We start from the raw sequence: 25,689 nt of genomic DNA, 5'->3' as shown, positions 1-25,689 counted from the left end.
CTCCCATGGTGACGGACCCACCCGTCCGATGTCACCCGTCGGGGCCGGGGTGGGCGTCGACCGGGCATCGGCGCGCGGGCGCCGGTCGTGCGTGGCGCCGATCAGGCCGCGAGCACACGGGCGACCCACACGGGGTCGACGTTGCGTCCGCTGACGATCGCGACCGTGCGGTCGCCGACGAGCGTCGGATCGGTCAGCGCCCCCGCCGTCGCCACGGCCCCACTGGCCTCGGCCGGCACCCCGGCGCCGTGCAGCAGGCGGGCGGCGGCCCCGATCGCGTCCTCGCCCACGGTCACCACGTCGTCGACGAGTGCCGCGACGTGCCGCCACGGCAGTTCGCCGAGCCGGGACGCCCGCAGCCCGTCGGCGGCGGTGCGGGCCACGTCGGCCGCCGGCCAGCTCAGGAGCTCGCCGGCCCGCTTGGACGCCGCCGCGTCCCCGGCCAGCTCGGGCTCGACCCCGACGACGGACACCCCGCTGCCGGCCAGGGCGGCGGCGATCCCCGAGATCAGCCCGCCGCCGCCGACGGGGACCAGTACCCGGTCGACGTCGGCCCCGAGCAGTTCCAGCCCCACGGTGCCCTGCCCGGCGATGACGTGCGGGTGGTCGAACGGCGGGACGAGCGCCCCGCCGGTTTCCGCCACGATCTCGTCGGCGCACACGGCGCGGTCCGCCGGGGCCACGGACACCAGACGGGCCCCCAGCGCGGCCATCGCCTCGACCTTCGGGGCCACGGCGTCGTCGGGGACCACCACCGTGCACGGCACCCCGAGGCGCTGCGCGGTCCAGGCCAGGGCCCGGCCGTGGTTGCCGCTGGAGTGCGTCACCAGACCGCGGGCCCGCACCTCGGGGTCGAGCCGGGCCGCGGCGTGGAAGGCACCGCGCAGCTTGAACGCCCCGATCGGCTGGGTGTCCTCCCGCTTGAGCCGGAGGCCCGGCACGGCGGCCAGGGGCTCGAGCGCGGTGCGTACGGCCACGCCGTCGAGGATCGTGGCGGCGGCCTCGACGTCGGCCCGGGTGACGAGGTCCGTCATCCCTGCAGCCGGCGCACCGCCGCCCGCCCGGGCGGCTCACCGGTGTCCGGCGGCACCGAATCGGGGTCGACGGTGGCGGGGCCGGGCGTGCCCTCCTCGCGGTCGTCGGCGACCCAGAGCTCGGTCCCGGCGACCACGGCCGAGCGCTTGACCAGCGCCAGGGCCACCGTGCCCAGCTCGTGGTGCCGCACCGCGGTGCCGATCCGTCCGACGGCCCGACCGCCCTCGGCGGTGAGCACCGGCGTGCCGGGCGGGGGCAGCGCGTCGTCGCCGGACGCCAGGTGCAGCAGCACCATCTGCCGCGGCGGACGGCCGAGGTTGGCGACCCGGGACACGGTCTCCTGGCCCCGGTAGCACCCCTTCGACAGGTGCACCGCGGACCCGATCCAGCCGACCTCGTGGGGGATGGTGCGGTCGTCGGTGTCGAGGCCCAGGCGCGGGCGCAGCGAGGTCACCCGCAGGGCCTCGAAGGCGTCGAGTCCGGCCGGGGTGGCGCCGGCGCCGCGCAGGCGCTCCCACCAGTCGCGCAGGGCGTCGCGCGGGACGACCAGGTCGACGGCGTCGGCGGGCCACTCCTTGCGGCGCACGATCCCGCCCCCGGAGAGCGGCCCGGCGTCGGTGGTGGGGAGCTCGACCCCACCCGCCGTCAGGACCTCCGCGGTGTCCGGCCCGACGAGCGAGAGCATCGCGTACTCCGCCGTCGCGTCCCGGACCTCCACCGCGGACCAGAAGGTCATCGACGTCAGGTAGGCCGCGAGGGCCTCTGCGGTGCCCGGTTCGACGTCGAGCCAGATCCCGCCGTCGACGTGGCTGATGACGGCGTGGTGCTCCACCCGGCCCTGCACGTCGAGGACGAGACCCTCGGTGCCGGCGCCCTCGGGGAGGTCGGCCACCTGCTGGGACACCAGCAGGTGCAGCCAGCTCAGCCGGTCGGCGCCCGTGACGACGACGAGGCCGCGGTGCGAGCGGTCGACCACCACCGCCCGCCGGGTGGCGGCGCGCTGCTCGGCGAAGGGGTCGCCGAAGTGCGACGCGACCCCGCCGTCGGGACGGGCGTCGTCGCCGTCGGGGTGGCCGATGGCGCCCGGCGCCTCGAGCAGGGGGGAGCGGGTCATACGTCTGCCTCCGAATCCGACGTCTCGCACCGCGAGCAGAGCCCGGACAGCGCCACGTGCGTGGGGTCCAGGGCGAACCCGACCCTCGACGCGAGGACCTCGGCGAGGTCGTCGAGCAGACCCGCGTCGACCTCGTCGACCGTGCCGCAGCGGTGACACACGAGGTGGACGTGCTCGTGCTCACCGGTGGCGTAGGTCGGCGCGCCGTGGCCGAGGTGGGTGTGGCGCACGATCCCGAGCTGCTCGAGCAGGTCGAGCGTGCGGTAGACCGTGGTGATGTTCACCGCGGGGGCGATCTCCTGCACCTTGGAGCAGATGGCCTCCGGGGTGGCGTGCCCCAGCTCGGCCACGGCGTCGAGGACGAGCTGGCGTTGTGGGGTCATGCGCAGGCCGCGGCGGTGCAGCGTCTGCCGCAGTTCGGTGTCCACGCCACGATGGTAGGCCGCCGCGACACGCCGGGGCCCGGAGCCGTTCCTGCCGTCGAGGGCCGTTCGGCGTCTCGCCCCGCTCCGGATCGATCCTTACGATCGGGTGGCGCCCGGTCACGCACGGGATCGGGCGAGCAGACGAGGTGATGTATGACGACGGGTGAGCGGGGCCGTACTCCCCCCGACGCCGAGCACTACCTGGACCTGCCGGACGCTCCGGAGGAGGCGGACGGGCCGCACTTCGACGTGGTGCTCCGCGGGTACGACCGGACCCAGGTCGACGAGCACGTGGCCGGGCTGCGCCGCATGGTCGCGCAGCTGCGGGCCCAGCTCGCCGTCCGGGAACGGCGCCGCACCCCCGAGGTGCCGCCGACCCCGCGCCGGGAGCTCGCCGCGACGCTGCAGGAGGGCTCCCCCGGCGCGCCGGCCGCCCCCGCGCCGACCCAGGACGCCGACCAGGTCGGGGCCTTCAACGAGCGCCTGCGCGGCATCCTGCAGGCCGCCGAGCAGGAGGCCGCGCTCGTGCGCAGCAAGGCGGCGGAGTCGCTGCTGGCCGAGCACGCCGAGTCGCGCGCCGCGCTGGCCGACCTGCGGGCGCAGCGCGACGCGGTCTTCGACGAGCTGGTGAAGGTCAAGGGCCATCTCGACGACCTCGTCGCGAACTCGGGACGACCCTCCCGGCCCTGGGGTCCGCCGCGGCGGCCCTACGGCCCACCGCCGTACCCGCCGCCGGGGCCCCCGCGCCCGGTCCCGCCCCAGGCGATCGAGGACACCTCGGACCTCGCCGCCGAGAGCTGATCGCCCTCCGTGGCGACGCAGGTACGCTGCGTCGCCATGGGGGAGTGGTTGTCGACGCCGGAATCCTGGATCCGGGCCGCGGCGGTGCTCATCGGCATCGCCGTCGTCCTGTTGATCGTCGCCGCGGTCGTCGGGTGGCGCGCCCGGCGCCGCGCCCGCCGGGACGCCCTTCCCGACGGAGCAACCGAGCACGCCGATAGGGGGTCGCGGCGTCTGCTGGCGGCGCTGGTCGCCGACCCCGACGCGGCGGTCGCCGCCCTCGGGCGGGACGGCGAGCCGTGTGCGACCGCGATCGAGCTGCTGCGTGCCGGCGTCCCGGCCGGCGGGGTCGCCCGGTTGACCGGGATCGACGTGTCCGAGCTGGGCGACGTGGTCGCCGCGCGGCTCGGGGTGCTCGAGCCGAGCTGAGCCGCCCCCGCCGTCGGGACGAACGGCCCGTTCATCACGGAGGACCGTGACGAACGGACCGTTCGTGGCGGCCGGGAGCCGACTAGCCGGCGACGCGCTGCAGGCGGGCCGAGGTGTGCGGCTGCATCTCCTGGCCCATCATCGCCCGCTCCTCGACGTAGAACAGGTCGCCCTCGACGATCCCGTAGAGGCGGTTGGCGGCCTGGACGTCCTTCGCGGTGGCGGTGCGCACCGTGGCGTCGGTGGAGAGCTCCCACGAGGTCTGCGTGCGCGACGACCCGTAGAAGATCTCGACGATCCCGGTGGCGTGCGCGAGGAGCAGCTCGATCGTCCCGTCGGGCTGCGGGCGCCAGAACCCGGTCTCGCGGGCCGCGGGACGCACCACCGCGCCGCCCGGGCCGTCGAGGAGCCAGGCGCGGGCCTCCCAGGACGCGAACGGGCGCCCGTCGTGGGCCAGGGTGATCTGCTGACCGAAGTGGAAGGGCCCGTCGATGGTCGGGTAGACCACCTCGCCCTCTCCGCGCCACACGCCGACGAGCGGGAGGATCGGGAGCAGCGCGTCGTTCAGGTCCGGGCCCTGGCGCAGGTTCGCGGTGTCGTCCGGGATCGGCAGGTCGGCCCATTGCGGGCGGTTCGCGCCGCGCGTGCGCGCCGCGCGCTCCTCGGCGGCGCGGATGGCCTCGTTGCCCGCGAGGCCCTCGGGAGCCTCGTCGCTCACGACGCACCTCCGGAGAGGTCGCGGGGAGCTTCGTCGCGGAAGAGCCGCCTCGTCAGGACCAGCGCGTAGGAGAGGATCCCGGCGCTGGTCGCGGCGAGGAGGACCGTGTAGACCCAGGCCACCCGACCACCCTAACGACGAACACCCGCCCCGCCCGGGAGGGGCGGGACGGGTGTCGACGATGTGGATTCCCTGCCACTGGATGACAGCAACGACGCTCCGCTGCCACCCCGCGAGGCTCAGCCCACCGGCACCTCGGTGGTGTAGAGCCCCGGGCCCTGCACCGCGACGTCGGCCTGGCCGTTGCCCGAGCGCGAGAGCGCCCGGACGGTCCAGCTCCCCGGCGCCGCGAAGAAGCGGTAGTCGCCGGTCGCCGAGGACACGACCTCGGCCGTGAACTCGCCGGTCCCGTCGAGCAGGCGGACGTAGGCACCGCCCACGGGCGACCCGCCGTTGGTCACCTTGCCGACCAGCACCGACTCCTTGGTGAGGTCGACCCCGGCCGGGACCTCGGCCGTCTGCTCAGGAGCTCCGCACATCAGGACTTCCCATCCCCGGTCTCGACCGGCACGCCCACGAGCGAGCCGTACTCGGTCCACGACCCGTCGTAGTTCTTGACGTCCGACTCGCCCAGCAGCTCGTGCAGGGCGAACCAGGTGTGCGACGAGCGCTCGCCGATGCGGCAGTAGGCGATCGTCGACCGCGACGAGTCCAGGCCCTCGGTCTCGTAGAGCTTGCGCAGCTCGTCGTCGGACCGGAAGGTGCCGTCCTCGTTGGCGGCCTTCGACCACGGCACGTTGAGCGCCGAGGGGATGTGGCCGCCGCGCTGCGCCTGCTCCTGCGGGAGGTGGGCCGGCGCGAGCAGCTTGCCGGAGAACTCGTCGGGGGAGCGGACGTCGACCAGGTTCTTGGTGCCGATCGCGTCGACGACCTCGTCGCGGAAGGCGCGGATCGAGAGGTCCTGCTCCTGCGCGGTGTAGGAGGTCTGCGGGCGCTCGGGGACCGCGCTGTCGAGCTTGCGGCCGTCGAGCTCCCACTTCTTGCGGCCGCCGTCGAGCAGCTTGACCGCGGTGTGGCCGTAGAGCTTGAAGTACCAGTAGGCGTAGGCGGCGAACCAGTTGTTGTTGCCGCCGTAGAGCACCACCGTGTCGTCGTTCGAGATGCCCTTGGCGGAGAGCAGCTTCTCGAATCCGGCCTTGTCGACGAAGTCGCGGCGGACCTGGTCCTGCAGCTCGGTCTTCCAGTCGATCTTCACGGCGCCGGGGATGTGCCCGCCGTCGTAGGCGCTGGTGTCCTCGTCGACCTCGACGAACACCACACCGGGGGCGTCGAGATTCTCCTCCGCCCAGTCGGCGGTGACCAGGGCGTCCTGGCGGCTCATGAATGACTCCTCAACACGGATGGACGGCACCGTCACGGCGCCGCAGGGGTACTGGGACACACCGGGGCGTCGCGGCGGCCCGTCCGACGACGGGACGACAGAATCTCTAGGCCGCGCGACGGGCGCCGGGACACAGGCAGCTGTCGACACGGCACAGGTCGACCGCGCGCCGCCGTGTCAGGCCTTCGTCCACGGACGTCACGCTACCGAAACGTGGCCGCCCGGGTCACCCGTCTCCGGTCGATCGGCCCAGGTGGGGTGCGATCGCGGTGACCAGCGCCGCCCGACGGGGCACGCCGTCGACCCGGAGGAGCTCGCGGCCGCGCCCGTCGACGAGCAGCGTGGTGGGCGTGCGGGCGACCCCGAGGAGCCGGACCAGCTCGGGGCGGGCGGCGAGGTCGACGTCGCGGTGCACGAGTCCGGGCAGCTCGGCGGCGACGTCGCCGAGCACGCTGCGGGTGTCGCGGCAGTGGGTGCAGAACGCCGACGAGATCTGCAGCAGGACCAGGCCGCCGTCGCGGGCGGTGAGGTCGGCCGGGAGTCGCGGGACCGGGATGTCGCCCGTGCGGGCGGCGGGCGCCTCCTCCGGGGGCCGGCGACGCCGCAGCAGCAGTCCGACCGCCAGCACGACCGCGCCGAGCGCCACGATGACCACCAGGGTGACGACGGCCGCCGTCATGCGCAGATCCCCTCTCCGGCCGTGACCGTGGACCCGCCCGTCCACGCCCGGTCCCCACGGTAGGCAGTCGCCCCGCGGGCCTGCGCACGCGGGCTCCACGTGACATGGAACGCGCAGCGGGGTGACGGCGCGGTGAACAGCGCTAAGGTCTCCCTCACGACTGTGGAGGGAGACACGCGTGGAGCTCCTGCTGCTCACCGCCGACCCCGAACCGACGTCAGTGCTGCCGTCGTTGACCCTGCTACCCCACGGGCTGCGGACCGCCGCCCCCGAAGTGGCCGCCCTGCTCGACGCCGGACCGCACGACGCCGTCCTGGTCGACGCCCGCCACGACCTCGCCGCCGCCCGGAGCCTGTGCCGTCTCCTGGGCTCCACCGGGCTCGACGTCCCGGTCATCGCCGTCCTGACCGAGGGTGGCCTCGTGGCCGTCTCCCTCGAGTGGGGCGTGGACGAGGTCCTGCTGCCCGGGGCCGGCCCGGCCGAGATCGACGCGCGGCTGCGCCTGCTGCGGGCGCGCCGCTCCACCGACGCCGCCGGCGGCGACGGTGCCCTGGTCCTCGGTGAGCTCGTCATCGACGAGGCGACCTACACCGCGCGGCTGCGCGGGCGCCCGCTCGACCTGACCTACAAGGAGTTCGAGCTCCTCAAGTACCTCGCCCAGCACGCGGGACGGGTGTTCACCCGGGCGCAGCTGCTGCAGGAGGTCTGGGGCTACGACTTCTTCGGCGGCACCCGCACGGTCGACGTCCACGTGCGGCGCCTCCGGGCGAAGCTCGGGGCCGAGCACGAGCAGCTGATCGGCACCGTGCGCAACGTCGGCTACAAGTTCGTCCGGCCGGTGCGCGGCGTGCTCGGCGGGGGCGACGGCGCGCGCGGCGGTCTCGCGCTCGACGACGCCGGCGACGACGAGGAGCCCTCCGGGGCGGCGCCCCGCGACGACGACCGGGTCGTGCGACCCGCCGTCTGGGCGGGTCGCGCCTGACACGCGGGTAGCGTCGCCCCCGTGATCACCCCGCAGTGGATCGAGCCGACGGCGGCCGAGCGGGAGGAGCTGGGGCGGTTCGCCGCGGACCTCGCGCACGCCGACGGTGTGGGCGCCTTCTCGGAGCCCACGCTGCTCGACCTCGCCACACCGACCGGCCACGGGCGGCACCTGGTCGTCCGCGGGGAGGACGGGTCGGTGGTCGGCTGGGCGCACGTCGACGAGTCCGATCCGGACGACGTGGTGGTCGAGCTGGGCGTCGCCCCCGCCGCGCGCCGGCGGGGCGTGGGGCGGGCCCTCGCCGTCGCGCTCGCGGCCGACGACGACGCCCGGCCCGGCCGCATCCGGGTCTGGGCCCACGGCGACCGGGCGGGCTCGGCGGACCTCGCCGCCGACCGGGGCCTGGTCCGCGAGCGCGAGCTGTGGATGATGCGCCGACCCTCCGGAGTCGGACCGTTGCCGGAGCAGCGCCCCGTCGAGGGCGTGTCGATCGTGGCCTTCGAACCCGGCCGCGACGAGGACGACGTCGTGGCGGTCAACGCCCGCGCCTTCGCCTGGCACCCCGAGCAGGGCGCGATGACGGCGGACGACGTGCGCCGCCGCGAGCAGGAGCCGTGGTTCGACGCGGCGGGCTTCCTCCTCGCGCGGGAGGAGGCGACGGGGCGCCTGCTGGGCTTCCACTGGACCAAGCGCCATCCCGAGGGCCGCTCCGGCGACGACGGCCCCATCGGCGAGGTGTACGTGGTGGGCGTCGACCCCGACGCCCAGGGGCGGGGCCTGGGACGGGCGCTCACCCTGGCGGGGCTGCACCACCTGGCCGGTCGCGGGCTCGACGAGGTCATCCTCTACGTCGAGGCGGACAACGTTCCGGCGGTGACCACCTACCGGCACCTCGGCTTCGACGTCGACGCCGCCGACGTGTCCTACCGCCTGCCCGCGCGCTGATCGGCGCGCGTCATCTCATGGTCATCCGGCGGACACCTGATGGCGATACGTGAGGGTTCAACCACGCTGCGCTCACACGTGCACGTGCTGTGACCAGCATCAACCCGTTCCGGTGGGACCGCACGGGCCTGTTCACCTCGCGTTCACCCGGTCAGCAGGGTTCGTCCACCCCGGCTGCCTAATGTCCGCGTCCGGCCATCGCGTGTCCCCGCGGCGGCCGGAATGCCCGGTTCGCCGTCACGGCGTCGGGCCCGGTGGACGAGACGGGAGATCTCTGTGAGGTTCCAGCGGCGCGCAGCGGCGATCGGCATGATCGCGGCCGGGGCGCTCCTGTTCAGCGCGTGCGGCAGCGACAACAACTCGGGCGGCTCCACGCAGCAGGCCACGGGTGTCACCTGCGGCGGCAAGCAGGCCCTCAAGGCGAGCGGCTCCACCGCCCAGGCGAACGCGATCACCGGCTTCGTCAACACGTTCGAGCAGACCTGCAACGGCCAGACGGTGAACTACACCGCCAGCGGCTCCGGCGCCGGGCGCAACGAGTTCATCGGCGGCCAGACCGACTTCGCCGGCTCCGACGCCGCGCTGAAGAGCGACGAGGCCCAGAAGGCGCAGGCCCGCTGCGCGTCGCCGGCCCTCAACCTGCCGCTGGTCTTCGGCCCCATCGCGATCGCCTACAACCTGCAGGGCGTGACCGACCTCGCGCTCGACGGCGCGACCGCCGCCAAGATCTTCAACGGTCAGATCACGACCTGGAACGACCCGGCCATCGCCGCCCTGAACCAGGGCAAGAACCTTCCGGCCGCGCCGATCATCGTGAACTTCCGTTCCGACGACTCGGGCACCACGCAGAACTTCCAGACCTACCTGAACGCCGCGTCGAACAACGCCTACGGCAAGCCGTCGACCCAGACGTTCAACGGGGGGGTCGGCGCCGGTGCGCGCGGCTCGCAGGGCGTCACCGACGCCACCAAGAACACCCCGAACTCCATCGGCTACATCGAGGCCTCGTTCGCGCAGAAGGCGCAGCTCCCGGCCGCGCAGATCATCAACGCCGGTGGCGGCTCCCCGGTGGCGCTGTCCACCGACAACGTGGCCAAGGCGATCGACGCCGTCCAGGTCACCGGCCAGGGCAACGACCTGACCCTGGACCTGAACAGCCTCTACAAGACGACGACGCCGGGCGCCTACCCGATCGCGCTGGCGACCTACGAGATCGTCTGCACCAAGTACGCCGACCCGCAGACCGGGACGGCCGTGAAGGCGTTCCTGCAGACCGCGCTGTCGCCGCAGGCCCAGGGCACGCTGACCTCGGGCGGTTACGTGCCGATCCCCGACGCGTTCAAGCAGCGCCTGACCACCTCGATCAACTCGATCTCCTGATCGTCCGGATCGACTGACGCGTGACCCCCGACGGCGACGAGGCGGATCCGAACACCGTGAGCGAACGCACCACACAGCGGGCCCCGTCGGACGACCCCGAGACCCGGGACCGTCCGAGCGGATCGGCCACCATGGCCTCCGTGACCGAGACCAAACCCCCGAGCACCGGCTCCTCCCGGACGACCTCCGGCGGAGTCGGGGAGCGTGTGTTCCGCGGGCTCACCACCGGCTCCGGCCTCGTCGTCGTCGCGGCGATCGCCCTGATCGGCCTGTTCCTCGTCGTCCAGGCCGTCCCGTCGCTGCTCGCCAACAACGCGAACTTCCTGACGAGCCCCGACTTCAACACCAGCGACGCCGGCAACCTGCGTTTCGGCATCCGCGACCTGCTCGCGGTGACGCTGCTGTCCTCGCTGATGGCCCTGGCGATCGCGATGCCGATCGGGATGGGCATCGCGCTGTTCCTGACGCAGTACACCCCGGCCCGGCTGGCCCGGCCGTTCTCGTACGTGATCGGCCTGCTCGCCGCGGTCCCGTCGATCGTGTTCGGTCTCTGGGGCATCCTCGTGCTCGCCCCGGCGATCGAGCCGATCGCGCAGTTCCTGCAGACCTACCTCGGCTGGTTCTTCCTGTTCGCCCCGGGCAACCTGCCGGTGCTCACCGGCACGATCTTCACGGGCGGCATCGTCCTGGCGATCATGATCCTGCCGATCATCACGGCGACCACGCGCGAGGTGTTCGCGCAGACCCCGCGCTTCCAGATCGAGGCCGCGCAGGCCCTCGGCGCGACCCGCTGGGAGGTCATCCGCATGGCGGTGCTGCCCTACGGGCGCAGCGGGTTCATCGCCGCCTCGATGCTCGGCCTCGGCCGGGCGCTGGGCGAGACGATCGCCGTGCTCATCGTCATCCGCACGGCCACCAGCCCGTCGCACCTGAGCCTCTTCGACGGCGGGGCCACGTTCGCGTCCAAGATCGCGGCGGCGGCGTCCGAGTTCAGCCAGCCCCTGCCGACCGGCGCCTACATCGCCGCCGGCCTGGTGCTGTTCGTCCTGACCTTCGTGGTCAACGCGCTCGCCCGCGTGGTCGCCGGCGGGAAGGTGAACGGCTGATGAGTGCTGCCCTCGACGCCCCGGAGCGCCCCGCCGTCCCCGCGACGTTCCGCAACGTCTCCACCGCGCGGAAGGTCAAGAACCAGGCGGCGACCGTCCTGGTCACCCTGGCCTTCCTCGTCGCGCTCGTCCCGCTGGTCTGGCTGCTCGTCAGCGTGCTCATCAAGGGCGTGCCGGCGATCGTCTCCGCCGACTGGTGGACGAGGTCGCTGTCCGGCGTCACGCCGGACGAGGTGCGCGGCGGCGTCTACCACGCGATCGTCGGCACCCTGGTCCAGGCGCTGATCGCCGGGATCATCGCGGTGCCGGTGGGCATCCTCGCCGCCGTCTACCTCGTCGAGTACGGCCGCGGTCGGCTCGCGAAGATCACGAGCTTCATGGTCGACATCCTCTCCGGGGTGCCGTCGATCGTGGCCGCGCTCTTCATCTTCGCGCTGTTCATCTCGATCGGCGGTCTGTCGCAGAGCGGCTTCCTGGTCGGGCTCGCGCTGGTGCTGCTGATGCTCCCGGTGGTCATCCGCAACACCGAGGAGATGCTGCAGCTGGTCCCGGACGAGCTGCGCGAGGCCTCCTACGCCCTCGGCATCCCGAAGTGGAAGACGATCCTGCGCATCGTGCTCCCGACCGCGCTCTCGGGCACGGTCACCGGCGTGATGCTCGCCTTCGCCCGCGTGATGGGCGAGACCGCGCCGGTGCTGGTGCTGGTCGGCTACGCCCGGGCGATCAACTTCAACCCCTTCGAGGGCAACCAGGCCTCGCTGCCGCTGCTGATCTACACCGAGCTGTCGACGAACCCGTCCGCGGCCGGCCAGCTCCGCATCTGGGGCGGCGCGCTGACCCTGATCCTCATCGTGATGGTGTTCCAGCTCGCGGCCAGCGTCATCTCCCGCTACTCGGCGATCTCGAAGTAAAGGCTCCCTCGGAGGGATCAAGCACTGTGGCCAAGCGTCTCGACCTCAAGGACGTCGACATCTACTACGGCGACTTCCACGCCGTGCAGAACGTCAACCTGTCCGTCCCGCCGCGCAGCGTCACCTCGTTCATCGGACCGTCGGGCTGCGGCAAGTCGACCGTGCTGCGGACCCTCAACCGCATGCACGAGGAGATCCCCGGCGCCCGCGTCGAGGGCCAGATCCAGCTCGACGGCGAGGACATCTACGCCCGCGGCTCCGACGCCGTGGCGGTGCGCCGCACGATCGGCATGGTCTTCCAGCGCCCCAACCCGTTCCCGACGATGTCCATCCGCGACAACGTCGTCGCCGGGCTGAAGCTCCAGGGCGTGCGGGACAAGAAGAAGCTCGACGAGGTCTGCGAGGCCTCGCTGCGCGGCGCGAACCTCTGGAAGGAGGTCTCGGGCCGGCTCGACAAGCCCGGCGGCGGCCTCTCCGGCGGTCAGCAGCAGCGTCTGTGCATCGCCCGGGCGATCGCGGTGCAGCCCGACGTGCTGCTCATGGACGAGCCCTGCTCCGCCCTGGACCCGATCTCCACGCTGGCGATCGAGGACCTGATCGGCGATCTCAAGAAGGACTACACGATCGTCATCGTCACCCACAACATGCAGCAGGCCGCGCGGGTGAGCGACCAGACGGCGTTCTTCAACCTCGAGGCCACCGGCAAGCCCGGCCACCTCGTGGAGATCGACGACACTGAGAAGATCTTCTCCAACCCGACCGAGCGCGAGACCGAGGACTACATCTCGGGCCGCTTCGGCTGATCCTCCTCGTCACGACGACGGGCCCTGCCGCACCAGGTGCGGCAGGGCCCGTCGTCGTTCTGTGTGCGTCCCCTGAACGAGCGAACGGCACTCTCCGCAGCATCTATGTGCGCGAGAGTGCCGTTCGTTCAGGTGGGGGCTGCTCTGATCAGGCGAGCGGGGGGTCCGGCATCTTGCCGGTGACCATGAAGACGACGCGGCGGGCGACCGCGACCGCGTGGTCGGCGAAGCGCTCGTAGAACCGGCCGAGCAGGGTCACGTCGACCGCCGGGGCCACGCCGTGCGGCCAGTCCTTGGTCATCATCACGGTGAACAGGTGGCGGTGCAGGTCGTCCATGGCGTCGTCGTCGGACTCCATGGTGAACGCGAGCTCGACGTCGCGGTCGAGGATCACGCGGCGGGCGTCCTGGGCGAGATCGAGGGCGACCCGGCCCATCTCGGCGAAGTACGGCGCGACCTCACCGGGGAGCACGAGCTCGGGGTGCCGGCGCCGGGCCGCCTTCGCGACGTGCAGGGCGAGGTCGCCCATGCGCTCGAGGTCGCCCGCGGAGTGGATCGCGGCGATGACCGAGCGCAGGTCGCCCGCGACGGGCGCCTGCAGGGCCAGCAGCCCGAACGCCTGGTCCTCGGCGGAGGTGCGCAGCGCGTCGATCTCGGTGTCGGAGGAGATGACCTCCTCGGCCAGGTCGAGGTCACCGTCGAGCAGGGCGCTCGTGGCCTTCTTCATGGCCTCGCCGGCCAACAGGGACATCTGGGCGAGCTCGTCGTTCAGCGACGAGAGTTTCTCGTGGTAGGCCGCGCGCATGGCGGCAGACTAGGCGGACGCCCGGTCGGCCACCCGTCGCCCGCATGAACCGGCGGTGAACGACGGGGAATGTGAGCTGGTCAACGGCAGGTCGCGTCCGCCGCGTTCACCAACGCCGGCAGCGGCGCCGCGGCGACGGGGGCGGTCGGGTCGACGACCTTGCCGTCGAAGTCGTCGCCCAGCTCGAGGACGAGCGAGCCGGTCCCGTCGGGACGCGGGGTGAGGACGGCGGACGGCACGGCCTTCTGCAGCGTCGCCGCGGCGCCCGACTGGTCGGGGGTGAAGCGGATCGTGGTGCGGCCGTCGGTCGCGGCGGCGGCCCCGGAACCCCGGACGTCGCCGGTGACGGTGAACCCGTACCCGCGCAGGGACCCGGCGACCGAGGTCGCCGAGGGCCCCTGCTGCTGCGCCGCCCGCGCCGCCCCGTCGCGGCGGAAGCCGGAGCCGCCGTCGTCACCGTTGTCGGACCCGCCGTCCCCGGACCCGTCGCCGCGGGAGCCGTCGCCGGACGAGGAGTCGCCGGAGGCGCTCAGCTCGGTCCCGGAGGAGCCGGTGCCGGACCCGTCGTCGTAGCCGGAGGTGGCGGAGCGCGCGTCGACCAGCCGCAGCGCGACCCGGTCGGCGGGCACGGGCGGCGCCGGGGGCGGCCCTGCAGGCGTGGCGCCGGGCTGGCCGGGCAGCGGGGTGTCGTCGATGATCGCGTCGAACAGCGCCCGGTCCTCGGCGACGCGCAGGACCTCGTTGCCGCGGGCGTTGGCGACCCCGGTGGTCGGCACCGTCGTGAACGTGACCGCCCGGGCGTCCAGGCCGGAGAGCGACTGCCCGAGCGAGAGCAGCTGGGCGGCCTCGATGTTCTCGCCGTAGGTGGAGCGACCGACCGCGTCGACCAGGGCCCGCAGCTTCCCGACGTCGAGCAGCGTGCCCGCCGAGAGCGCCTGCCGCAGCAGCGCCGACAGGAAGATCTGCTGGCGGTTGATCCGGCCGTAGTCGCTCGTGGGGTCTCCGATGACGTGGCGGGCACGCACGAAGTTGAGGGCCTGGTCCCCGGTGAGCACCGAGGTGCCGGCGCGCGGGACGACGGTGCCGAGGATCGTGTCGCGCAGCGGTTTCCCGAGGCAGACCGGCACGCCGTCGACGGCGTCGACCATGTCCTTGAACCCGGAGAAGTCGACGCCGAGGAAGTGGTTGACGGCGAGCCCGGAGAGCTCCTGGACCACCTTCGTCACGCAGCGCGGCCCGCCGACCTGGTAGGCCGTGTTGAGCTTGACCTTCGCGGTGCGGGGCATCGTCTGGCCGGTGTAGACGCCGGTGACCGAGTCCCAGCGCTCGCACGCCGGCCGGTCGATCTCGAGGTCGCGGGGGAAGGACACGACGGTCATCCGGGCGCGGTTCGCCGGGACATGCACGACCATGACCGTGTCCGACCGGGCGCCCGGGACGTCCGTGGCGTCGCCGACGTCCTCGCTGGGCTGCGCGCCGACCCGGGTGTCGGAGCCGACCACGAGGAAGTTCTGGTCGCCGACCTGCGCGGCCGGGTCGATGATCGCCGCCGACGTCGGGTCGAGCGCGCCGATCTTCTTCACGGCGGCCTCGAACCACGACGTGGCGCCCCACGCGACGCCGCAGACGAGCACGATCACGGTCGACATCGCGGCCGCGACGAGGCGCAGCGACCGGGCCCAGGTCCAGCGGCCGATCCGTGTGCGCAGTCCGGCCCCGACCCCGGAGAGCACGGCCGACGTCGCGGCGTACCCGGGGGCGCCCTCCTGCGTGGCGGGGACGACGACCGCACGGGGGGCGGGGCGTTCCGGGGGCTGCTCCGGCGCGCGAGTGGTCCGTGGGGCAGGTTCGGGGGCGTTCTGGCCTGCCTGGTGTGCTTCTCGCGTCGGGACGGGGCGTTCTGCGGGCTGCTCCGGCGCGCGAGTGGTCCGTGGGGCAGTTTCCGAGGCCTCCTGGCCTGCCTGGTGTGCCTCTCGCGGTGGGGCCGGGGTGGTGGACGCAGCCGGACGCCCCGTCCGGACCGTGGGCGGCTCGGCGGGCTCCGCAGCCGGCTCGACCGGCGCGGGTGCCGCGACCGCGGCGGCCGCCACGAGGTCGCGCATCGGCTCGGTCTCGGCGGCGGCACCGGCGGGGCGCAGGCTCCGGCGGCCAGGGCGCTTCCGGGCGAGCGGGACCATCATCGGCGCGACGCCACCACGGCGTTCGGCCGCGGTGTCGCCCACGACCACCCGCGTGGGCACCGACGGCGGACCGGTCCGCACCTCCGACCGGGGCGACCGTGCCGCGGGGACACCGGGACCGACGCCGCGCTCACGGTCGTCGGTCACGGGACCCCCGGGTGCTCAGGGACGGGACCCCGATGCGGGGTGCACGGATCGTATCGAGGCCGTCACCGAGCCACGCGCGCGGGACTACTCCCGAGGTTCACCCGAGGCAAGCGTCGTCACCCGATCGTGATGCTCCCCGGTCGATCGGGCGCAGGTGGGACGCGCTCAGTCGACGGGACGACCCGATCGGGCCGTGCCCGTCACCGCCCGGGCGACCGCACCGACACCGCGGCGTCCGGAGGCCGGGCCGGCCAGCCGCACCTGGCCCGCCTCGTCGCGGTAGGCCACGGCGTTGCGCCCCGTGCGCTTGGCGACGTAGAGGAGCTCGTCGACGTGGTCGAGCAGGCCGTCGCAGGTGGTGCCCGCGTCCTCGGGGTCGAGGCAGGCCAGCCCGACGCTCGCGGTGACGCGGAGCTCGGCGGCCACGGCGCTCCAGTCGTGCGCCTCGATGCGGGCGCGGATCGACTCGCAGAGCGCCACCGCGTCGGCGTCGGCCGGCCGGGGCAGGACGAGCGCGAACTCCTCGCCGCCGTAGCGGGCGCAGAAGCCGTCGGGCACCCGGGCGTCGATCTCGGCGCGCATGAGCCCGACGAGCGTCCGCAGGACCGCGTCGCCGACGGCGTGGCCGTAGGTGTCGTTGACGAGCTTGAAGTGGTCGACGTCGACGAGGGCGACGCAGACCGTGTCCGAGCTGCCGTCACGCAGGGTGGACAGTCGCTCGTCGAGGTAGCGGCGGTTCCACGTGGCGGTGAGGCTGTCGCGCCGACTCTGCTCGCGCGCCTCGGCCCGTTCGCGACGGAGACGATCGACTTCGCGCCGTAACTGTTCGGGCACGTGCACCGGCGGGGTGTCGCCGAGGTGCACGAGAGCCATCGCCGCGCGCAGGTGCTGGTAGGCGCGCCGCCAGTCACCGCGGTCGGCCAGTACCTCGGCCGCCGCCTCGTGGGCGCGCGCCTGGGCCGCCCGCGCGGTCCCGGGGTCGCCCGCAGCAGCGTCGAGACGGAGTGCCTCGTCGATCCCGACGATCGGTGCGGTGTCGAACGTGCTGGCAGCGGGCTGGTGGAAGGCGGACCCGGGGATCTCCGGCGGGGGGCCGCCCGCCGCCGTGGCGGGCACCCCCGTCGCTACCCGGTCCGGCGTGCCGCCGACCGTGGAGCCCCTCACGACCACCCGCCGCTCCCTCGAGTCCCTGCTCCCGTGTCCCCTCCAGTGTGACGCGGATGCGTTCCTGTGCAACGTCCGCACCCCGCCCGCCAACCGAATCCACCGTCCGGTCGACGTGACTCTGCGTGGAGAATCCGGGCTGCTGCTCGTTGGGTGTCAGATTCGTGCCCGACCGGGTGCTCAAGTCCGGGCGCCGTGACCGCTCGTACTGTCAGATTTCAGTCAGCACACGGAGCGTAGCTGGTCACCCGCGTGTCCCGGATCACGAAGTGCTTCGAACCGACGTCCTCGCGGACCTCCGTGGGGCCCCGCCGCACGGTCACCGCGGCCGCCGCGACGTACACCGCCCCGTCCGGGCGCCCGACGTTCGGCAGGGTTGCGGGTGGGCGCCACTCGGGGTCGGGGCGCAGCGTGCGCGCGACGAGGCGGGTGTCGAGGGTGAGCTCGCCGAAGCACCGCTCGGGTGGGAACGGCGCCCCCTCGGCCTGGGTCGCGCGCAGGAAGTCCGCCTGGGCCCGCGCGCCCGTGGTGCCGGCCTGGTTGGAGGCCGCGACGTAGGAGTCGATGAGCGCCCGGTCGCCGGCCGGGACCGCGGCGGCCCGCGGTGTCCCGGGCACCGTCGCGCCGCAGCCGGCGAGACCCGCCGTCAGGAGGACCCCGACGACGACGGCGGCGAGGCGCACGGCGATCAGCCGCCGGAGTGCATGACGTCCGCGCCGGCGGGCACGGTGGCGTCCTCGGGGTCGTCGAGCCAGCCCTCGGGCAGGGTCACGTGGCCCGGCGAGCCCTGACGCCCACGCGGGCCGTCGGCGTCGGGCGGGAACGGCTGGTCGGCCTCGAGACGGGCGAGCAGCTCGTCGAGCCGCTCGAGTCCGTCGATCATGCCGAGCTCGCGGCGCACCTCGGACCCGACGGCGAAGCCGTGCAGGTACCAGGACATGTGCTTGCGCGAGTCGCGGACGCCCTTGCGCTCGCCGTGGTGGGCGATGAGCAGCTCGACGTGGCGGCGCATGATCGCGGCGACCTCGCCCAGGGTCGGCGGGGTGGGCCGCTCGTGGCCGGAGAACGCCGCCTCGAGCTCGCCGAACAGCCACGGGCGGCCGAGGCAGCCGCGGCCGACGACGACGCCGTCGCACCCGGTCTTCTCGACCATCGCCAGCGCGTCGTCGGCGGCGAAGATGTCGCCGTTGCCCAGCACCGGGACCTCGGCCGGGACCGCGTCGCGCAGCTCGGCGATCCGGCTCCAGTCGGCCTGGCCGGAGTAACGCTGCGCGGCGGTGCGGGCGTGCAGGGCGACGGCCGACGCGCCCTCGGCGGCCGCGATGCGGCCGGCGTCGAGGAAGGTGACGTGGTCGTCGTCGATGCCGATCCGCATCTTGACCGTCAGCGGGAGCGGACCCGCGGCGGCGACGGCGGTGCGCACGATCGACTCGAACAGTCGCCGCTTGTAGGGCAGGGCCGCGCCCCCGCCGCGCCGGGTCACCTTGGGCACCGGGCAGCCGAAGTTGAGGTCGACGTGGTCGGCCAGGTCCTCGGCGACGATCCGCTCGACGGCCCGCCCGATGGTCACCGGGTCGACGCCGTAGAGCTGCATCGAGCGCGGCGACTCGTCCTCGTCGAACGCGATCATCTCGGCGGTGCCCGGGTGCTTCTCGACCAGCGCCCGCGCGGTGATCATCTCGCAGACGTAGAGCCCGGCGCCCTGCTCGCGGCAGAGGCGGCGGAACGGCGGGTTGGTGACGCCGGCCATCGGCGCCAGCACGACCGGGGCGGCCAGCTCGTGCGGACCGATGCGGAGGGGCTTCACGACTCCCATTGTGCGCGCCGGGCCGACCCGTCCCGCGTGAGGGGAACCCTCGAGCGCTCTGATGGCACCAGGGTTCCCCTCACGCGGGGTGGAGCGCTCAGTCCGTGGTGCCCAGCTTCTCCGCCCGGATCTCGTGGCCGGCGCTGGTGAGGCAGCGACCGGTGGCGAGGTTGAACTTCCAGTTGTGGAGCGTGCAGGTGAGCACGTCGCCGTCGACGGCGCCGAACTTCGACAGGTCGGCCGACAGGTGCGGGCAGCGGGCCTGGACCTTCCACCCGTCGAGTTCGATGTCGCGGCCGTCGTCGTTCGCGGCGTCGTACCAGTTCTCCACGTAGTCCATCCGCTCCTCGGACAGACACTTGAAGAACGTGTAGAGGTACTCGTTGTACTGGCCGACGCGGGTCGCGGCGAAGCGCACCGAGAGGAACAGCGAGTTCGACCAGTCGACCTCGCCGGTGTCGATGTTCGTCTGCACCAGCGTCGCGGGGATGGTCCAGCGGTAGCGGGCCTGCTCGCCGTCCCAGGTGCGGATCTCGCGGCCGGCGAAGTCGAAGGCGAGCGCGAGCATGCCGTCGTCATCGACGCCCGGCGCGCCCGCCGGCATCCCGGTGAGGTCCATCCGGACCACGCCGCCGATGCCGTCGCACATGTGGTCGGCCCGCTTCATCAGCGGCTCGATCCACTCCTTGAGCTGGCGCAGGATGTCGGGCTGCGGCGCCGACCAGGTCGCCTTCTGCGTCTCGATCGTCGGACGCGCGCGCTCGGCGAACGCCCGGAGGTAGTTCTCCTTGTCGACGAAGATGCGCTCGACCTCGTCGTCGGTCATCGGGTGCGTGAGGTCCCGGACGGCGGGTCCGTCGATCTCCGCCGTCGTCCCCGGCAGGAGGAGGTGGCCGCCGTCGTGGCCGAGCTCGCGCATGCGGCCGAGGAACTCCCACTGGTCGGTGAAGATCGACTGGCCTTCGACGCCGTCGTAGCCCAGGCCGTTCCAGCGGAAGAGCTCGTCGTCGAGGAAGCAGGGGGGACCTGCCGTCGGGAAGATGTTCGGGGCGCCGACCTCGCGGATGTAGCGCATCGCGCGGTCCTCCTGCCCGATGCGCTTGCGGCGGGCGAACTCGCGCTTGGCGGCCTCGGGCAGGTCGTAGACCATCGGCCACCAGATCGCGCCGGAGAACTGTGTGAAGTGCGCGTCGTACGCGCCGAACTCCAGCAGCTCGGGGATGTCGAGCGGGTGCGCGTCGTTCTGGTTGACGATGCGGGCGGTGCCGTCGTCGAGCGAGAGCGCGGAGTCGCCGATGGGCCCGTCGCCCGGGCCCTTGAGCGAGGTGACCATGACGCGCAGGCCGCCGTCGAGCTCGAACGGCTCGCCCGAGCGGGTGCGCACGAAGTGCCGGAACCCGAGGTCGCGCAGCTCGTTCTCGAGCTCGTCGGTCGGGAAGTCCGGCAGCAGCACCCGGGCGTCCTTCGACACGTTCCGGCTCAGGTTCTCGGCGTCGAAGTGGTCGCGGTGCAGGTGGGAGACGTAGAGGTAGTCGCACTGCCCGAGCGCGGCCCAGTCGAGCGCCGTGTTGTCGGGGAACGGGACCCACGACGCGAAGAACGTCGGGTTGGTCCACGGGTCGCACAGCACGCTGCCGCCCGTGGTCTCGAACCGCATCCCGGCGTGTCCGGTTCCCGTGACCCGCACCAGCAGACCTCCTCCAGCTCGACAGCTGCCCTCGATTGTCCGCGTCCTCGCGACACGAGGGCCTCCCGGGTGGGGTATCCCTGACCCCGTGACCCGACTCCCCGTCGACGGAGACCCGATCGCCGCACTGCGTGCCGTCGCCTTCTACTACGAGCGCGAGCGGGCGGACACCTATCGGGTGAAGGCGTACCGGACGGCGGCCGACCGGTTGGCCGAACTGTCGCCGGACGAGGTCGCCTCCCGCGCCGCCGCGGGCACGCTCACCAACCTCAAGGGTGTGGGCAAGAAGACGGCCGGGGTGGTGGCCGAGGTGGTGGCCACCGGGACGTCGGCGGCGGTGGAGGAGCTGGCCGCGAAGCACGACGACCCGGTCGCGGGCGGGGTCGAGCTGCGGGCGGCCCTGCGCGGCGACTGCCACACGCACTCCACCTGGTCCGACGGTGGGTCGGACATCCTCGAGATGGCCCGCACGGCCCGCGACCTCGGGCACTCCTGGATGGTGCTGACCGACCACTCGCAGAACCTGACGGTCGCGAACGGGCTGACGCCGGAGCGTCGTCGCCGGCAGTTCGACGTCATCACCGAGGTCAACTCCGAGCTCGCGCCCTTCCGGCTGCTGCGCGGGATCGAGGTCGACATCCTCGAGGACGGGTCGATCGACGCGCCGGACGACCTGCTGGAGGAGCTGGACCTCGTCGTTGCCAGCGTGCACTCCAAGCTGCGCTCGCCGAGCGAGGAGATGACCGCGCGCATGGTGTGCGGGGTGTCGAACCCGTACGTCGACGTGCTCGGGCACTGCACCGGGCGACTCGTCACCGGAGGGCGGGGCACGCGGCCGCCGTCGACGTTCGACGCCGAGGCGGTGTTCGAGGCGTGCCTGGAGAACGGGGTCGCCGTCGAGATCAACTCGCGCCCGGAACGACTGGATCCGCCGCGGACGCTGCTGCGCCAGGCCCTCGAGGCGGGATGCGAGTTCATGATCGACACGGACGCTCACGCACCCGGTCAGCTCGACTGGCAGCCCTACGGGTGCGAGCGCGCCGAGGAGTGCGAGGTGCCCGTCTCGAAGATCGTGAACACCCGGGACGCCGACGACCTCCTCGCCTGGCGAACACGGCTCTGACCTGCACGAACCATGTCGTTTGCGGATCAGCGGATCCGCGCTTAGCGTGGTGGGTACATGGGAGAGGAGGTGGTCCGACGTTGATGAACGACAGGACTCGTGAGGTGTCCGTCAGCTAGCCGACGTCAGGTCGTGGATTGACCGGCTCCGCCCACCACGGGCGGACACGTCAGCTGGTGAATTCCCGACGGACACCGGACCCCCGGGGCGCTCGGAGTTTGTCCATCCGAGCCCCTCGAGCGCCGCTCGAGGGAAGCATGCCCCGGGGGTTTTCCTATGTGCGCTTCGCGCAGGTGAGCACTCATCCGGGTCCTGGCACGGAAAAGTGCTCACCTGTGCTCACAGCGCGGCGTGCCGGGCGTGCCCACCCGTCGTCGGGAACGGGATGGCGTCGCCTTCCCGACGACGACGGCGGCCGCCGGTCCCGGCGACGGCCGGGGTGTCGCCGGTCAGCGGGGCGTCGTAGGAGTACGGCGCCTCGGCCCGCCACCGGGACCGCTCCGACCGCTCCGGGCGCTCGGACCGCGGCCGAGCCGCTCCGGGGACGACGGGACCGTGCGGACCGGTGCCGGGCAGGTTGCCGCGTCCGACCCACTCCGCCTCCTGCGCGACCCGGTAGGTCTGGCAGGGCCAGGAGGCCGTCCGACCAGCCGTGTCGCGGCAGCCGCCGCACCGGCCGGCGGCGTCGGGGACGTGCTCGGCCATGACCCGGCGGACCAGGTCGGGCATCTCGGACATGACCAGGGCCATCGACATCGCGTGGCCTCCTAACCGTTTACGGGAGGATCTGGACCTCGTCGTTGACCTGCAGGAAGTCGAAGAACGCCTTCGAGTCGTCGTCGCCGAGGTGCACGCACCCGGCGGAGGCACGCTGCAGGCTGCCGCCGTGGAAGGCATCGCCCGGCGCGAAGAACACCGAGTACGGCATCGGCGCCTGGTTGTACTCGCGCGAGTGGTGGTACTGGTCCTTCCACATCACGTGGAAGACGCCGGTCGGGGTCTCGTTCCCCGGTCCACCGGTCGTCACCGGCACCGGGCCGCGGACGAGCGTGCCCTTGCCGTCGCCGATCCAGGCCTTCTGCTGCGAGATGCTGACGCACGCCTTCGCGGTGACCGCGCAGGGCGGTGCGCCGGCCGCGGGGGCGGCGAGGGCGGGCACGGCCGCCGACAGCACCCCGACGCCGATGGCGGCAGCGGCGAGTGCCGTCCGGACGAGACGGCGGCGCTCGGAGTGCTCCTGGTGACGGCCCAACTCGTGTCCTTCCCCGACGGTCGTGGTGACGTTGCGGCGGACCATACGTCTCGGTCATGTCACCGATCGCGATCGGTGGGGTCACGGAGGGTGGCGTCGCCCTCTGGTGCATCCGTGCCGGTCCGACCCGTGTGACCTGCGACGACGTCGCGGAACCGTGCCGTGGTGAGCCACCTCTCCGCCGAAGGGTGGGCAGAGCGTGGTGCTCGGGTGGCTGAGCCGCGGGCGACCTGCGTGCGGTGTCCGGATCCGGGTTCCCGACGCCGGATCGGTGCCGGCGCCGAGCGGAACCGCAAGTGCGCCGAGTGGGCGAGCGGTGCCGTAGTGGACTACGGCAGACACGGTTCCTCCGACGTCGCACGCTGAGGTCCTCGGCGAGGAGGTCGTGATGAGGCGTGTCGAAGTCGGTGTGGTGGTCCTGGCGGTGCTGGGGCTCCTGGACGTCCTGAGTCCTTGGCTGACCCCGCCGCCACCCGAGGCGCCGCCCTTCGTCGACGCCCTCTCGATCGCGCTCGGCGTCCTGACGTGGCTGTTCCTCGCCGTGTGGGGGGTCCGCCGTTCGCGGGGGGCGTTGTGGGGGGCAGTCGTCGTCCGCGTGCTCTCGGCGCTGCAGGTGGTGCCGGCGTTCCTCGCCGGGGTCTCCGGAGGCATCGTCGTGGCCGGGGTGGTCCTCGTCGTCGCGACCGTGATCGGGATTGCGCTGGTGGCCCCGGCGTTGGGGCGGTCACGCGTCGGGGCGTGAGGGGTGGCCCCCCGACGCGTCCAGTGACTCAGCTCGGCCACCGACGCTGTCGGTCGTCGATGCGATGAGGTGGTCGCCCGAGAAGTCAGCGGCACGGAGCGCCCCCGCAGGCACTCCGTGCCACTGACATCACTGCTCGACCGACCCGTGCCCGGTTCCCGCCCTGCCGACTAGGCTCGGGTGAGCGGGCCTCTAGCTCAATGGGCAGAGCATCGGACTTTTAATCCGCTGGTTGTGGGTTCGAGTCCCACGGGGCCCACCGGCTGCTCAGCGCGGGTAGAAGCGTTCGAGGTACTCCCCCCAGTTCCACCGGTCGAGGAACTCGTCCGCGGCCCGTTCGCCCTCGACCACGAGTGCCGCCCGCCGCCGGGCGTCGATGCCGAAGTCGACGACCCCGACCGAGCTGGTGTCCGCGCAGAACACCCGCGCCGCGTTGCGGGGCTCGGCCAGATAGGTCTGGTCGTGGCCGACCACGGCCGTGGTGATCGTCGCCTGGAGCACCCCGAGGAAGCCCGGGAGCGACCGGGGTAGGCCGGGGATCAGGCTGCTCGTGGCGGCGGGGAGGTCGGGGATGATCCCGGCGCCCAGGGTCGGCCATCGGGGACGGATGCCGTCCTGTCGGTCGAACATCTCCACCGGGAAGTTGCTCGAGACCCCGCCGTCGACGACCGACACGGCCCCGCGCCAGGTGGTGATCCGGACGGGACGGAAGAAGAACGGGATCGACAGGGACATCCGGACGGCCTCGGCCACCGACTGCTCCGCCGGGTCGCGCCCGAAGGTCTCCCGGCAGTCCCACGGGAGCCGCAGGGCCCGCCCATGGGTGATGTCGGTTGCGGTGACGACGAGCCGGTAGGCCCGGTCGCCCGCGAGACCGGGGTCCCGCCCGTCGTCGGGATGCAGGGGCAGCTGGGCGAAGGTGTGCACGTCCTTCGCGGCGAGCTTCTCCGCCACCCAGTCCTGGACGTAGTCGCCCCGGTACAGGCCGGAGGAGGTCAGGAGGCCGGTGAGCTCCCCGAGCACCGGGACCGGGAGGACGGGGTCGGGCACGAGGTCGTAGCGCAACTCGCCCATCGCGTCCCGCAACTCCTCGCGGGAGTAGCCGGCGGCGATCAGGGCGGCCACGATCGCCCCGGCCGACGTGCCTCCTACCCGCTGGACCTCGAAGCGCTCCAGCAGTCGGTCGACCGCGCCGACCAGAGCGATCCCCTTCACCCCGCCGCCTTGGAGAACGAGGTCGATCGGCTCCTTCACCACGTCCACGTCAGATCACCGTCACGACGTCGAGGATCGCGAGCCCGCTCGTCCCGGTCCAGCAGCGTCCGTGCCCGGAGGGAACGGCCACCCGACTCGTACGCCGGCGTCGAGCCCGGTAGGTCACCCGAGGCCGGAGACCCGCAGCGTCAGGTTGATCCGCTCGCCGGGAGCGACGCCGATGTCGGGCACGTCGCGGTCCGGGAGCAGCTTCGGCACCCCGTGGTAGGCCAGCCGGTGCTCGCCGCCGAAGACGATCAGGTCCCCGGAGCAGAGCTCGACGTCGTGCCACGGACCCCGGCGGTGGTGCGGGCTCCCGATGCGGAACACGCAGGCGGCGCCGAGGCTCAGCGACACCACCGGATCGGGGGCCCGCTCCTCGCGGTCCTGGTGCATCCCGAGCCGGGCGTCCCCGCGGTAGGAGTTCACCAGCGCCACGTCGGGGCGATAGTCGATCTCCGAGTCGTAGGCGTCCGCCACCGCCCGGGCACCCAGGTCCGCCAACCACGACGGGAACGGCTGCACCGGCGATCCGTCCTGGTCGTCGCGGGTCCGGCTGTAGCGGTAGGGGATCCAGTGCCACCCCAGACACACCGACGACACACTCATCCGCGCGCCGCCCGGCAGCGTCGCGTGGCGCGCGCCCGGCCCGTCGCGGGACCACTCCTGTGCCGCGGAGACGAGCCGGCGCTGCGCGTCCACGTCGAGCCAGTCCGGCACGTGCACCACGCCGGGCGCCATCGTCCACCGCGGCCGCGGGATCAGCTCGAACACGTCACCACCTCAGCACGACGAACACCGCGAACGCCGCGCCCGTCGCGGCACCGGCCGTCACACTGC

General features: G+C 73.0%; 29 protein-coding genes and 1 tRNA gene. 11 read left to right on the top strand and 19 right to left on the bottom strand.

Annotated features, from left to right (window positions below; translation table 11 throughout):
• Positions 1-101: 101 nt before the first annotated feature.
• The 3 genes from QSK00_RS03745 to QSK00_RS03735 are packed head-to-tail and all read right to left on the bottom strand — an operon-like array spanning position 102 to position 2,577.
• Positions 102-1,034: a threonine ammonia-lyase gene (locus QSK00_RS03745; protein WP_285587658.1), complete on the bottom strand. Its 933-nt coding sequence runs from the start codon at positions 1,032-1,034 to the stop codon at positions 102-104.
• Positions 1,031-2,149 carry a CAF17-like 4Fe-4S cluster assembly/insertion protein YgfZ gene (ygfZ, locus tag QSK00_RS03740; RefSeq protein ID WP_285587656.1) on the bottom strand — a complete coding sequence of 373 codons (1,119 nt, stop codon included), beginning with the start codon at positions 2,147-2,149 and terminating at the stop codon, positions 1,031-1,033. The genes QSK00_RS03745 and ygfZ overlap by 4 nt, the downstream gene beginning before the upstream one ends.
• Positions 2,146-2,577, bottom strand: coding sequence for a Fur family transcriptional regulator (locus QSK00_RS03735; protein WP_285587654.1), 432 nt, complete (start codon positions 2,575-2,577; stop codon positions 2,146-2,148). Before QSK00_RS03735 ends, ygfZ begins: the two co-directional genes overlap by 4 nt.
• A 150-nt stretch (positions 2,578-2,727) precedes the next feature.
• On the opposite strand from QSK00_RS03735, the gene QSK00_RS03730 reads away from it, so the two are divergent.
• Both QSK00_RS03730 and QSK00_RS03725 read left to right on the top strand, forming a co-directional pair.
• Positions 2,728-3,375, top strand: coding sequence for a hypothetical protein (locus QSK00_RS03730; protein WP_285587652.1), 648 nt, complete (start codon positions 2,728-2,730; stop codon positions 3,373-3,375).
• Positions 3,376-3,411: 36 nt separating this feature from the next.
• Positions 3,412-3,783, top strand: coding sequence for a hypothetical protein (locus QSK00_RS03725; protein ID WP_285587633.1), 372 nt, complete (start codon positions 3,412-3,414; stop codon positions 3,781-3,783).
• Between the two features lie 82 nt (positions 3,784-3,865).
• Here the strand turns inward: QSK00_RS03725 and QSK00_RS03720 are convergent, their stop codons facing one another.
• The 6 genes from QSK00_RS03720 to QSK00_RS03700 all read right to left on the bottom strand — a co-directional run bounded on the left by QSK00_RS03720 (position 3,866) and on the right by QSK00_RS03700 (position 6,561).
• On the bottom strand, positions 3,866-4,501 hold the full coding sequence (locus QSK00_RS03720; protein WP_285587632.1) for a heme-binding beta-barrel domain-containing protein: 636 nt from the start codon (positions 4,499-4,501) through the stop codon (positions 3,866-3,868).
• Positions 4,498-4,623 (bottom strand): hypothetical protein, encoded by a 126-nt coding sequence (locus QSK00_RS03715; protein ID WP_018330590.1) that lies wholly within the window; start codon positions 4,621-4,623, stop codon positions 4,498-4,500. Before QSK00_RS03715 ends, QSK00_RS03720 begins: the two co-directional genes overlap by 4 nt.
• Before the next feature lie 117 nt (positions 4,624-4,740).
• Positions 4,741-5,040: a DUF1416 domain-containing protein gene (locus QSK00_RS03710; protein WP_285587627.1), complete on the bottom strand. Its 300-nt coding sequence runs from the start codon at positions 5,038-5,040 to the stop codon at positions 4,741-4,743.
• Positions 5,040-5,882: a sulfurtransferase gene (locus QSK00_RS03705; protein ID WP_285587625.1), complete on the bottom strand. Its 843-nt coding sequence runs from the start codon at positions 5,880-5,882 to the stop codon at positions 5,040-5,042. The genes QSK00_RS03710 and QSK00_RS03705 overlap by 1 nt, the downstream gene beginning before the upstream one ends.
• 106 nt (positions 5,883-5,988) lie before the next feature.
• Positions 5,989-6,075 carry a putative leader peptide gene (locus tag QSK00_RS30370; protein WP_352231083.1) on the bottom strand — a complete coding sequence of 29 codons (87 nt, stop codon included), beginning with the start codon at positions 6,073-6,075 and terminating at the stop codon, positions 5,989-5,991.
• A 33-nt stretch (positions 6,076-6,108) separates the two neighbouring features.
• Entirely contained in the window at positions 6,109-6,561 is a 453-nt protein-coding gene (locus QSK00_RS03700; protein ID WP_285587623.1) for a TlpA family protein disulfide reductase, read from the bottom strand.
• A 178-nt stretch (positions 6,562-6,739) separates the two neighbouring features.
• Between QSK00_RS03700 and QSK00_RS03695 the strand changes: the two genes are divergently transcribed.
• From QSK00_RS03695 to pstB, 6 genes are all read left to right on the top strand, one after another.
• Positions 6,740-7,543, top strand: a complete 804-nt coding sequence (locus tag QSK00_RS03695; RefSeq protein ID WP_285587621.1) for a winged helix-turn-helix transcriptional regulator — start codon at positions 6,740-6,742, stop codon at positions 7,541-7,543.
• A 21-nt stretch (positions 7,544-7,564) separates the two neighbouring features.
• Positions 7,565-8,488 (top strand): mycothiol synthase, encoded by a 924-nt coding sequence (gene mshD, locus QSK00_RS03690; protein ID WP_285587619.1) that lies wholly within the window; start codon positions 7,565-7,567, stop codon positions 8,486-8,488.
• A gap of 276 nt (positions 8,489-8,764) precedes the next feature.
• Positions 8,765-9,868, top strand: coding sequence for a phosphate ABC transporter substrate-binding protein PstS (gene pstS, locus QSK00_RS03685; protein WP_285587617.1), 1,104 nt, complete (start codon positions 8,765-8,767; stop codon positions 9,866-9,868).
• A gap of 20 nt (positions 9,869-9,888) precedes the next feature.
• The gene (pstC, locus tag QSK00_RS03680; RefSeq protein ID WP_285587615.1) at positions 9,889-10,974 is read left to right on the top strand and encodes a phosphate ABC transporter permease subunit PstC; all 1,086 of its coding nucleotides are present in this window, start codon (positions 9,889-9,891) and stop codon (positions 10,972-10,974) included.
• The gene (gene pstA / locus QSK00_RS03675; RefSeq protein ID WP_285587612.1) at positions 10,974-11,885 is read left to right on the top strand and encodes a phosphate ABC transporter permease PstA; all 912 of its coding nucleotides are present in this window, start codon (positions 10,974-10,976) and stop codon (positions 11,883-11,885) included. The genes pstC and pstA overlap by 1 nt, the downstream gene beginning before the upstream one ends.
• A 26-nt stretch (positions 11,886-11,911) precedes the next feature.
• Positions 11,912-12,688, top strand: a complete 777-nt coding sequence (gene pstB / locus QSK00_RS03670) for a phosphate ABC transporter ATP-binding protein PstB (RefSeq protein WP_230749847.1) — start codon at positions 11,912-11,914, stop codon at positions 12,686-12,688.
• A gap of 148 nt (positions 12,689-12,836) precedes the next feature.
• Here pstB and phoU read toward each other — a convergent pair whose 3' ends face one another.
• The 6 genes from phoU to QSK00_RS03640 form a co-directional block, all read right to left on the bottom strand.
• On the bottom strand, positions 12,837-13,493 hold the full coding sequence (gene phoU / locus QSK00_RS03665; protein WP_285587608.1) for a phosphate signaling complex protein PhoU: 657 nt from the start codon (positions 13,491-13,493) through the stop codon (positions 12,837-12,839).
• An 80-nt stretch (positions 13,494-13,573) separates the two neighbouring features.
• Positions 13,574-15,226 (bottom strand): LCP family protein, encoded by a 1,653-nt coding sequence (locus QSK00_RS03660; RefSeq protein ID WP_285587606.1) that lies wholly within the window; start codon positions 15,224-15,226, stop codon positions 13,574-13,576.
• Between the two features lie 759 nt (positions 15,227-15,985).
• Entirely contained in the window at positions 15,986-16,984 is a 999-nt protein-coding gene (locus QSK00_RS03655) for a GGDEF domain-containing protein (protein ID WP_285587604.1), read from the bottom strand.
• A gap of 218 nt (positions 16,985-17,202) precedes the next feature.
• Entirely contained in the window at positions 17,203-17,667 is a 465-nt protein-coding gene (locus tag QSK00_RS03650; protein WP_285587602.1) for a hypothetical protein, read from the bottom strand.
• Positions 17,668-17,672: 5 nt separating this feature from the next.
• The gene (gene dusB, locus QSK00_RS03645; RefSeq protein ID WP_285587601.1) at positions 17,673-18,800 is read right to left on the bottom strand and encodes a tRNA dihydrouridine synthase DusB; all 1,128 of its coding nucleotides are present in this window, start codon (positions 18,798-18,800) and stop codon (positions 17,673-17,675) included.
• Between the two features lie 88 nt (positions 18,801-18,888).
• Entirely contained in the window at positions 18,889-20,478 is a 1,590-nt protein-coding gene (locus QSK00_RS03640; RefSeq protein WP_285587598.1) for a Rieske 2Fe-2S domain-containing protein, read from the bottom strand.
• An 88-nt stretch (positions 20,479-20,566) separates the two neighbouring features.
• Here QSK00_RS03640 and QSK00_RS03635 point away from each other — a divergent pair, with 88 nt between their 5' ends.
• On the top strand, positions 20,567-21,601 hold the full coding sequence (locus QSK00_RS03635) for a PHP domain-containing protein (protein ID WP_285587596.1): 1,035 nt from the start codon (positions 20,567-20,569) through the stop codon (positions 21,599-21,601).
• A gap of 339 nt (positions 21,602-21,940) precedes the next feature.
• Here the strand turns inward: QSK00_RS03635 and QSK00_RS03630 are convergent, their stop codons facing one another.
• Together QSK00_RS03630 and QSK00_RS03625 are read right to left on the bottom strand one after the other, a co-directional pair.
• Positions 21,941-22,357: a hypothetical protein gene (locus tag QSK00_RS03630; RefSeq protein ID WP_285587594.1), complete on the bottom strand. Its 417-nt coding sequence runs from the start codon at positions 22,355-22,357 to the stop codon at positions 21,941-21,943.
• A gap of 19 nt (positions 22,358-22,376) precedes the next feature.
• Positions 22,377-22,853, bottom strand: coding sequence for a L,D-transpeptidase (locus tag QSK00_RS03625; protein ID WP_285587592.1), 477 nt, complete (start codon positions 22,851-22,853; stop codon positions 22,377-22,379).
• 388 nt (positions 22,854-23,241) lie between these two features.
• On the opposite strand from QSK00_RS03625, the gene QSK00_RS03620 reads away from it, so the two are divergent.
• Together QSK00_RS03620 and QSK00_RS03615 are read left to right on the top strand one after the other, a co-directional pair.
• Positions 23,242-23,595, top strand: coding sequence for a hypothetical protein (locus QSK00_RS03620; RefSeq protein ID WP_285587590.1), 354 nt, complete (start codon positions 23,242-23,244; stop codon positions 23,593-23,595).
• A 186-nt stretch (positions 23,596-23,781) separates the two neighbouring features.
• Positions 23,782-23,854, top strand: a tRNA-Lys gene (locus tag QSK00_RS03615).
• Between the two features lie 8 nt (positions 23,855-23,862).
• Here the strand turns inward: QSK00_RS03615 and QSK00_RS03610 are convergent.
• Complete coding sequence (locus QSK00_RS03610) at positions 23,863-24,858, bottom strand: patatin-like phospholipase family protein (protein WP_285587586.1); 996 nt, start codon at positions 24,856-24,858, stop codon at positions 23,863-23,865.
• Positions 24,859-24,972: 114 nt separating this feature from the next.
• Complete coding sequence (locus tag QSK00_RS03605) at positions 24,973-25,623, bottom strand: alpha-ketoglutarate-dependent dioxygenase AlkB family protein (protein WP_285587583.1); 651 nt, start codon at positions 25,621-25,623, stop codon at positions 24,973-24,975.
• Positions 25,624-25,689: the final 66 nt, after the last annotated feature.

The organism is Actinomycetospora sp. NBRC 106378 (assembly GCF_030269685.1).
Taxonomy (GTDB): domain Bacteria; phylum Actinomycetota; class Actinomycetes; order Mycobacteriales; family Pseudonocardiaceae; genus Actinomycetospora.
This window is presented reverse-complemented; position numbering and strand designations above follow the sequence as displayed.

Coding starts and splice junctions, on each gene's coding strand:
- phoU (WP_285587608.1), bottom strand. CDS start 13,493: ATGCGCGCGGCCTACCACGAGAAACTCTCGTCGCTGAACGACGAGCTC.
- QSK00_RS03725 (WP_285587633.1), top strand. CDS start 3,412: ATGGGGGAGTGGTTGTCGACGCCGGAATCCTGGATCCGGGCCGCGGCG.
- QSK00_RS03705 (WP_285587625.1), bottom strand. CDS start 5,882: ATGAGCCGCCAGGACGCCCTGGTCACCGCCGACTGGGCGGAGGAGAAT.
- pstA (WP_285587612.1), top strand. CDS start 10,974: ATGAGTGCTGCCCTCGACGCCCCGGAGCGCCCCGCCGTCCCCGCGACG.
- QSK00_RS03730 (WP_285587652.1), top strand. CDS start 2,728: ATGACGACGGGTGAGCGGGGCCGTACTCCCCCCGACGCCGAGCACTAC.
- QSK00_RS03710 (WP_285587627.1), bottom strand. CDS start 5,040: ATGTGCGGAGCTCCTGAGCAGACGGCCGAGGTCCCGGCCGGGGTCGAC.
- QSK00_RS03745 (WP_285587658.1), bottom strand. CDS start 1,034: ATGACGGACCTCGTCACCCGGGCCGACGTCGAGGCCGCCGCCACGATC.
- QSK00_RS03620 (WP_285587590.1), top strand. CDS start 23,242: ATGAGGCGTGTCGAAGTCGGTGTGGTGGTCCTGGCGGTGCTGGGGCTC.
- dusB (WP_285587601.1), bottom strand. CDS start 18,800: ATGGGAGTCGTGAAGCCCCTCCGCATCGGTCCGCACGAGCTGGCCGCC.
- QSK00_RS03630 (WP_285587594.1), bottom strand. CDS start 22,357: ATGTCGATGGCCCTGGTCATGTCCGAGATGCCCGACCTGGTCCGCCGG.
- QSK00_RS03700 (WP_285587623.1), bottom strand. CDS start 6,561: ATGACGGCGGCCGTCGTCACCCTGGTGGTCATCGTGGCGCTCGGCGCG.
- ygfZ (WP_285587656.1), bottom strand. CDS start 2,149: ATGACCCGCTCCCCCCTGCTCGAGGCGCCGGGCGCCATCGGCCACCCC.